This window comes from Pinibacter soli, from assembly GCF_029961145.1.
GTDB lineage: Bacteria > Bacteroidota > Bacteroidia > Chitinophagales > Chitinophagaceae > Pinibacter > Pinibacter soli.
Window position 1 is genome coordinate 596,407 of record NZ_JASBRG010000003.1, and the last position, 15,617, is coordinate 612,023.

Below are 15,617 nucleotides of genomic sequence, written 5' to 3' on the forward strand. Positions count from 1 at the left end.
TTGATTATGTCTGCAAATGAGCAGCCATTATTTGTTGTTAGTTTGAGCCAGTATGCGCCGGGTAAATTATGTACTGTCATAGCGGCTGCGCAAATTTCAAATGATAACCATTAATATCCTTTACTACATATTGTCTTGCGCCCCAAGGTCTGTCAGATATAGGTTCAATTATTTCTGCACCATTTTTTACATGTTCTTTAAATAAATTATCTGCATCAGATAGCCATATAAAAATTTCAGGGCTAATTTTTTTATCCTTTATCAAATTGACAATTTCGGGGTCGTAAGAAAAATATATTTCTGCATCTCCCGATTTTACTCCTGCATATACAACCGGGTTTCCATATTCAAAATCAGATAAGAATCCAAGCACTTTTGTATAATAAATAATTGACTTTTTAATATTGTCCGTGCCAATAACCGGAACAGTACTATGAATTTTTGAGGATATATTTTTTTCCTGTTCCATTAAGTTATTTTTTTAATATTAATAACATTTTACGACCGTCTCGAATAGATTGTCAGGTATCGTTGTCATCAGTGAACGGGTATTGCAGCAGTCTGGATATTAGCGTTCAGTCGCGCTGGAACTGCTGCTGATTCCTGAATGGTTGTTGATGATTTATTCAATAGCCAAATTAATAATTTCGTGTCGAGAATAATATATTTTCGGGTCGTCACCCAAACGAAATGTATTGGAAAAAATGTTCCTTCCAGGCAAATTTGAATTGTATGATTAAAACAGTTCTATTATTGAATAAAAAAAGCAGGATAACTGTTCCACAACTAACTTGAAAAATGTTTTTTTCGTTGTGTTATTTCATGATTATTCACTACCTTATTTTTTAGTAGTTTCCCATTAACAAACACGAAGGAGTAAAAGCATAAACATCTTATACCATTTTACCTAAAAAACAAACCAGTAATGGACAGAAAGAAATTTCTACAGCAAACGACGGGTCTTGCCGCAGGCTCCCTGCTGATTCCCGGAGCATTAAAAGCCGCCTTTAATAGTCAAGTAAAACCAATGCGTGTAGCAATGGTAGGTACGGGTCACCGTGGGTTGGGGATGTGGGGAGAACCAGTAGTCGCAGAATTTCCCGAACATGTAAAATTTGTTGGCTTGTGCGACATCAATAAGGGAAGAGTGGAGTACGCCAAAAAAGTACTGAAAGTTGACTGTGCCACCTACACGGATTTTGATGCAATGATGAAAGAAACGAAACCAGACACATTGATCGTGACAACTGTAGATGGAACGCATAACGAATTTATCGTGAAAGGCATGGAGTATGGCGCCAATATTCTTACGGAAAAACCGATGACCACCGATGAGAAGAAATGTCAGGAAATTTTAGACGCGGAAAAAAGAACAGGGAAAAAGGTAAGGGTGACTTTCAATTACCGTTATTCCCCGCATCGTGTAAAAATATATGAGCTGTTGAGAAGCGGCGAAATCGGTGATATCAAATCAGTGGATTTCCACTGGTACCTGGACACCAGTCATGGTGCAGATTATTTCCGTCGTTGGCACAGGCTACGAAAGAACAGCGGCTCTTTGTTGGTCCATAAAGCTTCGCACCACTTTGATTTACTGAACTGGTGGATAGACAGTGACCCCAAACAGGTTTTTGGCTATGGCAACCTGGAGGTATATGGCAAGAATGGAACGTTCCGTCATACCAATTGTAGACCGTGCCCACATAAAAGCAAATGCAATTTCTATTTCGATATGACGGCTGACAAACGCCTTATGAATATTTATGCAGCCAATGAGCAGTACGACGGATATTTGAGAGATGGTTGCGTGTTTAAAGAAGACATAGACATCTTTGATAAAATGGCGGTGCAGATCATGTACGCCAACCAGGTGCAGGTGAGTTATTCTCTCACCGCCTATTCTCCATATGAAGGTTATCGTATTTCATTTAATGGCACGAAAGGCAAACTGGATGCCTGGATCAAAGAAAAGCAGCCGTGGGAGGAAGATGCTTTCGATGAAATACAACTCACCAAGATGTTTGGTAAAAGAGAAATATTTCGCATCCCTAACAATGAAGAGGGACATGGCGGAGGAGATATGCGTTTACGAAAACAGATATTTATGAATGAAAGTGATCCGCTGCATCAATCAGCCGGAAGTAGAGATGGTTCCATGGCCATACTGATAGGCATCGCGGCCAGAAATAGTATTGATACCGGAAAACCCATCGACATAGCCAGTCTCACAAACCTTGTTCCGCAGGCAAAAAAAACGAGTAGCATATAAGCTGTACAAATTGTAGCGAAACTGTTTTAAGTTGAGCTTTGTCTTCAATGATTTTGGAGTAGTTGATATTGCGTTAAAATCAGAAGTGATATAGAGGTAAATTTAAAAGAGGGACTATTATGTTTTAAAAGAACATGAGAATGGACTATTTGACTTTTAATGGCAGTCAGCAAAAGATCGCATTGCCACAAACCACCATGGCCGGGTCAACGGTTTATATTAAACAATAACGGCATAAAAAACAGTGTGCTGTTCGAGATGTTCCGCAGGGCATCTCGAACGATAGATACAACGGATATAAATCCTGTACAAACGAGCGATTGATTTAGGGATTTTAATTCCTTGGTATCTTTTATTCGGCGTGTGCTGCGAAATATGTCGAAGAGCGTGGTCATTTACTTGTGTTAATGAAAAAAATATTTTGAAAACGAAACTAATCTTAATCATTATTGCTGCCGTCCATATGAGCTGTGTTAGCAACAATAATAATAAAACAAAAAATGTCAATAGCATTACAATTGAAGGGCACATTGAAGAATGGAAAAATAGCAGACCAGAATTTTAAAAAATCCCGGCATCAGATATCATTTATATGTAGTTGTTATTTGGGGCCAAAATGCCCACAAAAAAAGCGCACTTCATATTATTGAGGTGCGCTTTTTTCTAAAATAACCATGAATAGATGTATTCAGTTTAGGTGCCGAATATTTCTTTCAATTTTATATCCAAAGGTTCTTCTTCTGAGCTATAACGGCCAATGATCTTGCCATTGGGATCGATCAATATTTTAGTAGGCAAGGTATGAATGCCGAATTTCTCGCTTATGTCTGTATCGTACGGTTCGTTCTTCATTCTTTTATCCATGTCTAAACCGCGCAATACATGTTTCCAGGGCAGGCCATCTTTTTCCACTGCTTTCTTCCAGGCTGCATTGTTGCGGTCATCGTCGGATATGCCGATGAACTCAATGCCTTTGTCTTTGTATTTTGCATATAATGCTTTAAGATGCGGATTGCCCTTGCGGCATGGCACACACCAGCTTGCCCAAAAATCCAGCAATACATATTTTCCTTTATAGTCTGCCAGGCTAATGGCTTTACCATCCATGTCTACCGTCGTGAAGTTTTTTGCCATGCTGCCGGGTGAGCCTCCACGCAATTTTTCAATTTCTACGGCCAACTCTTTTCCATTCCTGCTTTGTTGCATCTGAGGAGACATTTTATTGTAGAGTGCCTGCAAAGAATCGAGCGGCAGGCTGCTTACATAGTAGCGCAGGTTGTTTAATGTAATATAGGAGTTGGGGTGCTCTTTGAAGAAAGAATAATTGATTGCTCTCATCTCTTCATAATACGGATCCAATCCGTCTTTCACATTGGATGCAACATTTTTCAATGAGTCCAATTCGGCGTCAGGTTTTTTATTTTTTACCGCCTCCATGTAAATCTTGTTGGCTTTGTCGTACGCTTCCGATGCAGGCTTCATCTTATTTTGTACAGGTTTCAACTGGCTGTTCAGGAGGTCGAGTTCCTGTTGCGTGTGTGAGCCTTTCACCACAACATCTTTGAATTGATTGTATTGTAGCTGCGCCGTTATAACGGTTGGTTCAAGGTAGATGGTAGCCATATCTGAAGGATAGGCACTTGCTGATTTAATATATAGCATAGAAGCTGCAGGCTCACTGATATTGCCCTTCAATGTAAACTGGCCCTTTACTGTACGTACACTATCCTTAATGTTCTTTCCGGAAGCATCGGTATAGTGAATGTATAAAACCGTATCCTGTATTCCTTTCAAAGTGCCTTTGAGTTGAAATGGATTGCCCGCTGGAGTTTGCGCCTGTATTTGTAAACCCGAAAATGCGAGCAGACCTGTAACGATGGTGTATTTCATGAGTGATTAACTTGTTTGTTCTAAAATTTTAATTCAAAAACTTTTTCAACAGGAGGTAAGCATTGCCGTAAGTTGCAGGTTTGATAGTATAATCCCGCACGAATGGTATTGTCCTTTTTTCCTGTATCGAGCTTAACTGCTTTGTGTACAAATACTGCTTCTTGCTCATAGATCAACACTCCCGGATCGTTTACTGATGTTGCCGGGTTTGTTTTATCCCAATCGCCTGTCAGGCGAATGTTTTCAGGAACCTGCAGGATCCGTTCAAGAGCTATATAAGGCAGGGTAGATGGTACAAATTCGTATATATGCCACCCGGGTGCCAATTGCACTTTTACCACCACCGCTATACTGTCTTTTGTATTTACCAATTGTGCGTTGAGTGTAACTGGCTCTCTTTCATCTGCGGGCAGGCACTTTAGTTGTTCTACCGTTTGTGCAATTGTTGCATTGAAGGATTTTTGTGCCTTAACACACAACACAGGAAAGCATAATAGAAAAATGAATAACCACTTCATTAGTTGTATGTGTTGATCATGAATTTATATCCATTCGTTTCGGAGAAGTACAGCTTGCTTTTGTTCTTCGATAGCCACTTGCTCCATTCCTGTGCGCTGGCAAAGTTTTCCCATGTGTATCTTTTCAGCACTGTCAATGCAAGGTCGGATTGATTTGTTGCTTGCTATCATCTTCACACAAGTGTCTAGCAATTGAAGGCTGTGATTAGCCACACCTATTTTTTGTACATCAGCATCTATCTTGTATGAGAAAAATTCATTGGCATCGCAATAGAGGTAGTTGAAATTACTGGTCATGAATTTTTGATATGCATCCGCATCTGTCCCAAATTGTGGAGCATAAGCACCCATTTGTTGTTTCAGGAATACTTCATATTCCGGTATCGGCTGTTGATTGCCAATGTACGCAAGGCTTTCCTGCTCTTCAGGTGTTAATGCCTGGCCGGCAGCCTTCTTATCGTCCAGTCTTTTTTTCTCGGTTTTATTATGTTCGTTGAATGCTGTTATTTCTTTTGCATACTCTTCATAGCTTTTTCTTGATGCGTTTGCTATTACCTCACGAACGTCATCAGTGGTAGCCATTTTTTCATTGTATTTTTTTGTGATAGGCGTCTTGCCGTTAAATTGTTTCATGTAAGCCACCGCATTCACAAAAACCTTTTTTGCTTCATCAGTCATTTGTGTAGGGTTGGCACCAAATCCCCATAAAAAGAAATTGCCTTGTCTGCCTAATGCAACAGCCCCTACATCTTTCTGACAAACACCGCTTGAGATCATTTCTGCATCGGGTCCTTCGGTAAACCTGTTACCTCTTGAAACCAATCCTATTCTGCATTTGCCGCTTTCGTATCCAACGGTTTGCACTTGCCACATAGGTATTTGTTTGGGAATGTTTGCGCCAGTAGTGTAATGATATACGCCATCGGGTGTGTTTTTCATTTCCATCGTTGGCTTAACGCGTTCTACCGGGCCTTTGAAAATAGCATGATCGCTATTGAGATGGTGTGCATCTGCATTCAGGCATAAGCAAAGCCAATCAAGCTTGAGGCCAATGGCTGCGCCCATTTCTGATGCAGTGCTGGATATGAAGACAACAGGTTTGGAAAAATTATCCGGCAGATATGGCTGCTACAGCCTGATTGACAATTTGTTTTACTTGTTTCAGTTCAATGTCTATTTCCGCCGAAGGAGGTGTATTGTAAGCGACTGTATCGGAAAACACAGCCAGATAATCACGGCGGGTAATGTTTTTTTCTATGTAGTGTATTGATTTGTATTTTACGCTCTGCTGAAGATACGCAGAAGCCGGACCTTCAATATGCAGGCTACCCCTGCGGTTCCAAAGTGACACAAATATGTCCTGCACCAGGTCCGCCGCCTCTTCCTTACTGCGCAAAGTTTTTGCGGCAGTAGAAAACAATTGCTCCCAATACCTTCTGTAGAATTGTGCAAATGCTTCCTTATCGCTATTGTTGATTTTTTCTAACAATACCTTGTCAGAGTAAGCAGTTGGTTGGTCCATGGTGGTAAATATAAAGATAAAGGTGATTGGTTCGTCACGATGATTTGAAATAATAGTTAGATTGTGAGGCTGCATCGAATCAAAATGCAAAAGCAAAAAAGTCCGGTTCATTTTGCTTTGTTAATGATTTTTTTTATCTTAAACTACCTATTACTGGATGTCGCACCTTTTTATAATTATTCCTCTGTTCCACCGCGCCACGCAGCATGAATCGCTGGCTGTCCTTTGAATAACCCGCCGCAGTGTAACGCTGAAGCTGCCCGAAGAATGCAATAAAATTATTAAAATGAAATCCCTAAAACCCCTCAAGCGAATTTGCAATATCGTAGCGTTCGCTTCATTGCTTTATTTACCCGTACAGTTATTTGCCCAGTCACAAAAATCGCCTCGCGACACTATACCGGTTACACTGGTGCCGGGTTCGCCGGCTCCAAAACTGAATATCATGAAATGGCTGAAAGGAACTCCAATTGATAGCTTCGAACGTGGAAAAGTTTATGTGGTGGAGTTTTGGGCAACCTGGTGCTGGCCCTGCATCGAAAGCATGCCGCATTTGTCTAACCTGGCAAAAAAATATAACGACGTCACTTTTATTGGAGTGGACGCCTGGGAAACAAACATTGCTGATTCGCAAAAGGCGATTGAGTTTGTGAAAGCCTCGGGCGACATGATGTCCTATAATGTTGCATTTGCCGACATAAGAGGAGCTATGCCAAGGGAATGGATGGAAGCATCCGGAACGAAAGGAATTCCGGCATCTTTCGTTGTGGATGCAAGCGGCAGAATAGGGTGGATAGGCATGCCGTACAGGGGATTGGAAGATGCGGTTGTGTTGGCCAGGGCGGGAACACTGAAGCCATCGGACAGTGTTGCCATCAAAGAGAAATGTAAGCAAGATTACGACAATGGTGTGCAAATTTCAGAAAGGTTGAAAGTGGCATTGAAAGAGCATAGAAATGAAGATGCCATCAAGCTCGTTGATTCAATGGCGCTGATGTGGCCGTACTGGGCCGAATATACAACCGGTACGAAATATGCACTTCTCACAAAGGTCGATCCGGCGGCAGCTAAAGCTTACGGGGAAAAGGTTTTGCAGGATTACTATAATGCTCCTGTGGTATTAAAGAAAGTAGCAACCTACATTGTAGAACCCCTCGCTATATGGTATGAACGCGATCTTATAGTAAAGGTTTCCGGTACTCCGGACTATGAACTTGCTAAACGTCTTCTCCTTCAGACTCTTCAGTGTACTAAAACAGACAAAGAGATAAACAGGTATCTAAAAAAAATAGAAAAAAAGGAAAAATAAGTAGTCGAGGCACTGCAGGCGCTACAGTTCAAATTCGCTGTCATCAAAGCAAATTAAAAGCTTGTGCAAAATATAAAATGTCGTAATTAGATTGTGCGTTCAATTTTGATCTGATATTGCGGCGATGCGTATTGGCAGTGCTTTCTGCGATGTGTAATTTTTCGGCAATTTCTATCGCACTGTGTCCGCTGCCCATCAGGGCAAGTATTTCTTTTTCACGTTTCGATAAAGAGGCAAACACGTCATGGTTGCGGCGAAGAAAGTTGTTTTCTGCAAGTAGCCGGTCAACTTTTGCGGTAATGTGATGTTCCTTGTCAATAGGGATTGCTGTAGAAATTAAGTGAGAAACTTTTCCGTCTTCCATTCTGTGAAAGATCCTGGAACTCGTCAGGTACCATTTCCATTCTACCTCCGGCGAAGGCCTTACTTGTTGAAAATAAGAAATGATGAGGTCATCATCTCCATTAGTCATAAGGTTAAGCACCTTGTCATAATATTGTACGATATCATCCGGATTAAAAAATCGGTCATGGTATTCAACACCAAGCTTCTGAAGCTCTTCCAGCGAGAAGCCTAAGATAGCTTGTCCTGATTTTGACATATAAACCACTGACGCGCCATTGGTCATGTCGTGGACAATGACCACCGTAGGCAGAAAATCAACCATCATCTTCAATCTATCGAGTTTTTCAGAAAAACTTCCCTGTGAAGGATTCAAATGGCGTTCGATATTTGTTGCTTCATCCGGTTGTCTGATCATAAGCTGGCTTGTATGCTTTAGGGTCATTTGCTAAGATAAAGGGATTATGAGTTCAAGTTAGCAATAATTGGATTGAATTATTTCGCCTCATCAAAAAAATCGTGATACTCGACAGTGTTTTGGTTACCATACGGGTAGTCGCCAAATCGTTTAACGATATCATGAGTTGCCATTAGCAGAAACTCATTTATGGCCATTTCGTCCTTTGGGTGGTCAACAATAAAATGCAGAATCGTCAACGCAACCTGTTCGCGCAGCCTGTCGTAATCACGGTTTGGAATTTCTGACGTCTTGGAAAGCCCGTAAACATTTTGCTGCGTAACGGTTCTCCATTTCAGCCATACTTCAAACAAATAAATGGAATATTTCCGCTGATCTAAAATGGTTTTGTATTTTTCAACAGCTATTTCACTGGCACTGTCTCCCAAGCTTTTTCTATTCTTTTCGTATTGATCAGCGAGTTCTATCTGATAGATGGAATATTCCTGGAAATCCGTGGTTTGTTTTGCAATGCTTTCGAGTAGGGCCAATGCCTCTTTCAGGTCCTTTGTCTTTAAAGTTCCGTAGCCTGGATATTCTTTTGATTTGATGTAATTGTTCTTGTCGTTGGCTTTCCAGTATACATCTTCTGTAAGATTTACAAAATGATTGGTCGAATAAGTGGAGTACAGGTATTTCATGTACTTCTCTGTCTCTGCTTTGTATTTTTCAAAGTCTTTTTTATAATCGACAGAATTAATTCCCTTGCTCTGCAAAATATTGTAACTCCGGATGGTCGAAGTCAAATATTTGCTGACAAGGGAATTTAAAGTGTCATTATAAAAATGGATTTGTTTCAGACTGTCGCAAGCTTTAATAGAACTGGTGTATAATTCTTTCAAATCCGTTTCCTCTGCGTCCTGGTAAATATTTATCAATTCCTTTTGTTCAACTATGATATTGTTGATATGAAATGCCCGATAAACATCTTTCAATTCTTTCGTCAACTTTGAGTTGTCTTTAATGTTGTCCAACAGATCCTGCGCATAAGTTACAGAAAATGCCAAACAGGTGACAATGATGGCAGCGACTATCTTTCTGCTTTCTCTATGTAACATATTTAAAATGGGTTGCTGTTATTTTTTACCGCCGTGTCCAGGGAAGGTTGGGCAAAAGAATTTCTGGGTTAAACAAAGTGCTATTGTCGAAGGTAGAGATTTCGGTATACTAAAAAGCAATTTTTACGGACAAGGCTGGGAAATTTTGCAAAGATGTTCCATTTTGCGTTAGCATAGGAGCGTGTTGCAATTCCAAATAAGCAGATGCCTTGCGGGCCTTGCCTTTGTTGATTGCCGAAGCAATAAACAGAGGTACACTGGCCACAATGGCCGTACCGCCTATTGCCCAAAGATAATAAGGGCCGTCACTGTTCCAGGCTGAGCCTGCCCAAAGCACCCCATAGACGCCGAGTGTAAGGCCGCCGCCGAGTAGTATCCAGGCCGCAGTCCTTTGGTGCCTGCTTTTTGTGAGGTAATGGGCTTGTTTTGTCATCGCTTGCTTTGCAGTGGTTTGCTGGCTAAAAGAGGTTACTGTACTTAGCACTAGCATTGCGCAAAAAACAATCTTTCTCATAACGGGTAAATTTAGGGGTGACATTTAAAATTGGCGGCCGTCGGTTTACATCAATGGAAAGGGGCGGCTCCTATAATAGATTCTATTTGTTACTGGTATGAATAAATCGTGTGCACTGTGAACTTACTAATTATTCGGCAAAATCGAAATAGTCCTGAGATGCTGGCTTTAACCATCTGTATTTTTAAATAAACAATTTTGTTGAAATTCGGCGAAGTTTCTCTGACAATCCAAAACAGGTCAAAATAGTGTAAACATTCGTCAATGCATTTGTTGGAATATTCAACACAATGGAAATAGATTTGTGTTTTTGGAAGAAGCGATTCAAAACTTGTCACTCACAACTCATTCCCAATATGAAAAGACTTACGATTGCTTGTTTGTTATTTCCCGCTTTGCTGCAAGCGCAGATCAGCGCCACTGATGCGGGTAAGGGATCGGAAAATAAGAATGTTACGGATATTGTTGTGGCATTTAAAATGCACGTAGACATTGGATACACAGACTGGGCCGAGGCCGTGCTGCAAAAATATTCCGGACCAATGCTTGAAAGAACGCTGGCATTTATCGACCAGACTGCATCGCTGCCAAAGGCTGAACAATTTATCTGGACAATTCCTGCATGGCCGCTGCAGTATATGCTTGATCATTGCACTTCTCAAAATAAAGTAAGACTGGAAAAAGCCATTAAGGAAAAGCGCATCATTCCACACGCCTTGCCATTTACTATGGAGACGGAGGCGAGCGATATGGAAAACCTTACACGTAGTTTGTCATTCGCCGATAGCATTAACCATCGTTTCGGACTAAAGCCTGCAAGGGATGCGAAGCTGAGTGATGTACCGGAACATTCTTGGTTCATCCCAACCCTATTAAAAAATGCCGGGGTTGATATTTTACACATTGGTTGCAATCCCGGTTCTACGGCTCCTGATGTACCAACACTTTTTTGGTGGCAGGGGCCCGACGGCTCAAAGCTGCTCACGTTTTATTGGTCGCAATATTATGGTTCCGGAATTTTACCTCCAAAAGACTGGCCATACAAAACATGGCTGGCCATGATCATGACGCATGAGAATACCGGTGCGCCTGATCCAAAAGAAGTAGCTGCATTACTAAAAGAGGCAAAAGAAAAGATGCCCAATGCTCGCGTACACATTGGCCGGATGTCTGATTTCTATGATCTGTTAATGAAGGAAAATCCAACGCTGCCGGTGGTAAAAGGAGATATGCCTGATACATGGATCCATGGTTTCATGTCGGCGCCTGAAGAAGTAAAAACCGACAAAACTTTTCAACGCGAAACTTATGTTGCCCAGCAGCTCAATACTCACATGAACTTATGGAAAGGCAAAGATGTTTCTGTTGACCGGCAGGTGAATGAAGCAACTGAAAACATGCTACTGTTTAATGAACATACTTTTGGCGGAGCCCTATCACATGGCAGTCAGCAGTTTTGGAAGTATGGTGATGAATTTAAGATCAACAAATCTGAGGATAATTATTATTTCCTTGAAAAGTCATGGGAAGAAAAATCAGCCTATGCAAGAAAGGCGGAGAAGCTCATGTGGCCGGTAAAGGAGAACCTGTTGTTTGAACTGGTAAAATCGGTTCGGGATACATCGTCGCATGTTACCGTTTACAACCCGCTGCCATGGCCAAGAAGCGGGCGTGTAAAACTTTTTCAAAGCAATTATGAAAACCCGAACAACCCTGTTCCTGCCATTAAAGCGCTGAAGGATTTGGAAACGGGAAAGATCATTCCGGTGTACCAGGAACGCAACCTGCTTTCTTTCGATGCAACGGAAGTACCGGCGGGCGGATACAAGACTTTTGTGGTAACTGACAATGCAGTTACGGCTTCATCAACGCTTAATGCGAGTGAGCAGTACAACATAGTCGAGAATAAATTTTTTAAGCTAATAGTCAATCCGGCAACGGGCACTTTGCAATCTGTTTTCGACAAACAAAACAACCGCGAGCTTGTTGATGTAAACAGCAAATATGCTTTTGGCGAATATGTGTATCAACAGTTGGGACAGGAGGAAATTAGGCAATACAATAAAGGGTATATTAAGCCCAGTGCATTGGATTGGGGAGAGCAGGAGTTTATCAGGTTACCCAGCCAAATACCAAACCAGCACACGCTCACATTCAAAGGAAAGTGTGAGAAGCTGGTGTGGCTCAAAAATGAAAGCATGATCCGCGCTACTGCAATGTGCCGCTTAATTGATAGTAGCAATCAACAATATCTTGTTAGCTATACGCTTTATGAAAACGAACCCTATATCGAAGTTACTATCGGGCTCGACGGTAAGAAACCAGTGGCATTGCCTGAAGCCGGTTGGATCGCTTTTCCATTTGCCCTGAATAAACCGGAGTACAGGTTGTTGAGAACAGGCGGTATTGTGGATCCGCAAAAGGATTTGGTAAAGAATTCAAATCACGATTTCTATTTCCTTAATACATCAATGGCAATGTATGACAATGCAGGTGGCATTGGATTGAATTGTCCGCACACGCCTGGTGTAAGTATCGATGAACCGGGTATCGGAAAATTTTCTCCGGCCAAAACATTATCAACCGGTACCGTGTTTTCTAATTTATATAACAATGTTTGGGGAACCAATTTTACAGAATGGATCGAAGGTTCGCATACGGCAAAGTTTTACATATGGAGTTACAAAAACTACGATGCTGAGCCAACGTTGATTACACCTGCTGAAGAAACACGCACGCCGCTAAGCGGTGCGTTCTACCAGCCTTCGTGGCAATCCTATGCGTATAACTATGAAACAAAAGGTGTGTTGCCCAATATGCAGGGAGGGCTGTCGTTGGATCGTAAAGGCGTTATTGTTACTTCTTTCAATAAAAAAGGAAACGAAGCATCTGTGCGTTTTTGGGAAGAAGCGGGGCGTTCAGGGAAATGCACAGCAACATTGCCTGCGAATGCAACATTTAAAAAAGCGTACCTGTGTAATTTACGTGGTGAGCTGTTAGATAAAAAAGGAATTATCATCAACAACAATTCTTTTCAATTTGAAATTGGTGCAAATCAACCGCGTACATTCATTTTGAAATAAAAAGTTTTAGAATCGTTTTTGTCGGCCTGGTGCTTAGTCTCCAAACGTTTTCAAAATCGTTGAGATGGGTAATAATCAGGAGTAAATAAAAAGATTGAAACAATCAGACGGAGCAAAGAATAAATAACTTGCCCAACTATTAATTAGAAGTGCCATGTTAAAAAACGTATTGCTTTTGATTGGAGCCGTATTGGTTCAGAATATGCTGTTTGCGCAGCAGTATAATACTTCAACATTTTCCCTGCAATTAAATGACAAAGGGTCGGTCGCATCGATTCGCAATAATCAGTCAACAGAATATTCCGTTGCAAGCGATCCGGGATTACTGTTGCAATTGGTAAAGAATGGGGGAACTATTGCTCCAACAAAAGCAGAGTACAAAAAGGGAATAATTGCACTTCTCTATCCGGGAGGATATAAAGCTGCTGTAAAAGTGAGTGTGAATAAGGATTACGTGCGTTTTGAGCTGACCGACATCAGCGATAATATTGATGCTGTTATTTGGGGGCCACTCAACAATAGTATAAAAGATACCATCGGCAACACAGTGGGAGTTGTACGTAATAAAGAGTTTGCGTTTGGCATACAATGTCTGAACGAAAAAACAACCGGAGGAAAAATGGTGAACGATGAGGGGGCAGTATATGAGCGAGGCACCACTGCAACTGCTGCTGCTTTCGGGTCTTCACTGCAAGCTTTTACCATTAACAGATCGCACGATCGTGTAATTACCGTGTGGGAAAAATGGCAGGGAGCTACAGTAAAGGGAAGTCCTGAAGGCGGACTGAAAGGCTCTGCCGTAGCTATTTTTGGCTGCAGCCCTTCGCAGGTGCTTAACACCATTAAGACGATTACAAAACAGGAGAATCTGCCTTTTGCAACATGGAACGGAGAATGGATAAAAGCTTCCGCTGCAAGTGGTGCTCCGTATATGATCACCAGTTTTAGTGAAAATAATATTGATAGTTTCCTGACCGTTGCAAAGCAAATGGGAATGGCCGGCGTCTATCATGAAGGGCCTTTTGAAACCTGGGGGCATTTTGTGTTGGATAAAAAAAGTTTTCCCAATGGAAGGGAAGGGTTTAAGAAATGCGTTGATAAAGCTCATTCAATGGGGCTTCGTGTGGGCTTTCATACGCTCACCACTTTTATGACAACAAATGATGCTTATGTATCGCCGAAACCCAGCCAGCACCTTGCTTTGGCAGGCACGGATACATTGGCAGGAGATGTTACAGCAGATGCAACAGAAATAACAGTAAACAGTCCTTTGCACTTTACTATGCGCAGCGATTTGAACAGCGTTATCATCGGAGATGAGATCGTTCGTTATATGTCAGTGAGCACTGATGCTCCATACAAATTAAGCGGATGTACACGTGGTGCATTTGGAACTACAAAAAGTGCTCACAAAGCGAAAGATCGGGTGAGCCGTTTGGTAGATTATCCTTACCATGTTTTCTTCCCTGATTTCCAATTGCAAAAAGAAGTAGCAAAGAACATTGCAGACTTTATAAATGAAACAGGCGCTGATCAAATGGACTTCGACGGTCATGAAGGCACGTATTCCTGCGGCATGGGCGACCTTGGCATGTGTTCATTTGCGGATGATGTGTTCAGGCAGGTAAAGCACCCTGTGGTGTTTGGCTCAAGTCGCGCCAATCATTATTTCTGGCACATCAACAATTACCTGAACTGGGGCGAGCCATGGTACGGCAGCATGAGGGAAAGCCAGACAGATTACAGGATAGACAACCAAAAATATTTGCAGGATAATTATATGCCCAATATGCTTGGATGGTTTCTTATCACAGCTAATTCAACCCCTGATGATATCGACTGGATGCTGGCAAGGGCTGCAGGCTTCAATGCGGGATATGCTTTGGTGGTAAGACAGGATGCACTGGCAAACAAGAATATGCCGCGCATCATTGAGCAAATAAATCTGTGGACCGAGGCTCAAAAGAAAAAGATGTTTAATCAATCGCAAATTGAGTGGTTGAAAAATCCAGCCAATGAAGTGCGTCTTAGTAAAAAGGAAAATAGTTATTATCTCGAGTCCTTTCACAAGTTTTCGTTTGAACATAAAGCAAAAGTGTTACAACCCGGCGAACCTGCAACATCAAATTTTACCTTCATTAACAACAAAGAAAAACAAAGGCCACAGATAACAATAACGGCTCATGGAGACGATGGTTCCATCATAAATCCTGTAATAGAAATCGATAATGCCTTTCGTCTTGAAATACCGGTTACGCTTGCGGCAGGACAAAGCCTTGCAATGAGTGAAGGAAATGTTGCTAGCATTTATAACAGCAAAGGAAAATTCATTAAAAAAATAGAACTCACCAATCAATTGCCGGTTCTTGAGAAGGGGACACACTCTCTGTCGTTTGAAGCAGGTATGGATGCCAATGGATCTGTGAAAGCGGTGATTACGGTGAGGCTGTCTGAAAAGACAGAACAGCTGTAGAATGTGAAAATTTGAGGATTTGAGAATGGGGCTTACAGTGGAGCATCTCCGCCTGTTAGCCCCATTTTTATTTAAAGATTGCCTCGTCCTGAAATAAGTTGACACAAAAGTTGACTTATACAATGAAAGCAACAAAGAGTGGTAATCTAAAAAGGACCCAGAAGGATTATAGTTTATCGTTC

At 41.5% G+C, this 15,617-nt stretch carries 12 protein-coding genes; 4 read left to right on the forward strand and 8 right to left on the reverse strand.

Annotated features, from left to right (window positions below; genetic code table 11):
- Positions 1-76: 76 nt before the first annotated feature.
- Complete coding sequence (locus QJ048_RS06820) at positions 77-469, reverse strand: VOC family protein (RefSeq protein WP_282333593.1); 393 nt, start codon at positions 467-469, stop codon at positions 77-79.
- 456 nt (positions 470-925) lie between these two features.
- Between QJ048_RS06820 and QJ048_RS06825 the strand changes: the two genes are divergently transcribed.
- Positions 926-2,269: a Gfo/Idh/MocA family protein gene (locus QJ048_RS06825; protein ID WP_282333594.1), complete on the forward strand. Its 1,344-nt coding sequence runs from the start codon at positions 926-928 to the stop codon at positions 2,267-2,269.
- A gap of 693 nt (positions 2,270-2,962) precedes the next feature.
- Here the strand turns inward: QJ048_RS06825 and QJ048_RS06830 are convergent.
- From QJ048_RS06830 to QJ048_RS06845, 4 genes are read right to left on the reverse strand one after another with little or no spacing between them, the layout of a single operon-like run.
- Positions 2,963-4,159 carry a TlpA disulfide reductase family protein gene (locus QJ048_RS06830; RefSeq protein WP_282333595.1) on the reverse strand — a complete coding sequence of 399 codons (1,197 nt, stop codon included), beginning with the start codon at positions 4,157-4,159 and terminating at the stop codon, positions 2,963-2,965.
- A 20-nt stretch (positions 4,160-4,179) separates the two neighbouring features.
- Complete coding sequence (locus tag QJ048_RS06835; RefSeq protein WP_282333596.1) at positions 4,180-4,677, reverse strand: protein-disulfide reductase DsbD domain-containing protein; 498 nt, start codon at positions 4,675-4,677, stop codon at positions 4,180-4,182.
- A gap of 24 nt (positions 4,678-4,701) precedes the next feature.
- On the reverse strand, positions 4,702-5,742 hold the full coding sequence (locus tag QJ048_RS06840; RefSeq protein ID WP_282333597.1) for a hypothetical protein: 1,041 nt from the start codon (positions 5,740-5,742) through the stop codon (positions 4,702-4,704).
- Between the two features lie 43 nt (positions 5,743-5,785).
- Positions 5,786-6,310: an RNA polymerase sigma factor gene (locus QJ048_RS06845; RefSeq protein WP_282333598.1), complete on the reverse strand. Its 525-nt coding sequence runs from the start codon at positions 6,308-6,310 to the stop codon at positions 5,786-5,788.
- Between the two features lie 175 nt (positions 6,311-6,485).
- Here QJ048_RS06845 and QJ048_RS06850 point away from each other — a divergent pair, with 175 nt between their 5' ends.
- Positions 6,486-7,508 (forward strand): TlpA family protein disulfide reductase, encoded by a 1,023-nt coding sequence (locus QJ048_RS06850; protein ID WP_282333599.1) that lies wholly within the window; start codon positions 6,486-6,488, stop codon positions 7,506-7,508.
- Between the two features lie 43 nt (positions 7,509-7,551).
- Here QJ048_RS06850 and QJ048_RS06855 read toward each other — a convergent pair whose 3' ends face one another.
- The 3 genes from QJ048_RS06855 to QJ048_RS06865 all read right to left on the reverse strand — a co-directional run bounded on the left by QJ048_RS06855 (position 7,552) and on the right by QJ048_RS06865 (position 9,879).
- Positions 7,552-8,268, reverse strand: coding sequence for a LuxR C-terminal-related transcriptional regulator (locus QJ048_RS06855; protein ID WP_282333600.1), 717 nt, complete (start codon positions 8,266-8,268; stop codon positions 7,552-7,554).
- Positions 8,269-8,345: 77 nt separating this feature from the next.
- On the reverse strand, positions 8,346-9,365 hold the full coding sequence (locus QJ048_RS06860; RefSeq protein ID WP_282333601.1) for a hypothetical protein: 1,020 nt from the start codon (positions 9,363-9,365) through the stop codon (positions 8,346-8,348).
- Between the two features lie 109 nt (positions 9,366-9,474).
- Positions 9,475-9,879 carry a hypothetical protein gene (locus QJ048_RS06865; RefSeq protein ID WP_282333602.1) on the reverse strand — a complete coding sequence of 135 codons (405 nt, stop codon included), beginning with the start codon at positions 9,877-9,879 and terminating at the stop codon, positions 9,475-9,477.
- A gap of 356 nt (positions 9,880-10,235) precedes the next feature.
- On the opposite strand from QJ048_RS06865, the gene QJ048_RS06870 reads away from it, so the two are divergent.
- Positions 10,236-12,962 (forward strand): glycoside hydrolase family 38 N-terminal domain-containing protein, encoded by a 2,727-nt coding sequence (locus QJ048_RS06870; protein WP_282333603.1) that lies wholly within the window; start codon positions 10,236-10,238, stop codon positions 12,960-12,962.
- A 154-nt stretch (positions 12,963-13,116) separates the two neighbouring features.
- Positions 13,117-15,435, forward strand: a complete 2,319-nt coding sequence (locus QJ048_RS06875) for a hypothetical protein (protein ID WP_282333604.1) — start codon at positions 13,117-13,119, stop codon at positions 15,433-15,435.
- Positions 15,436-15,617 lie beyond the last annotated feature (182 nt).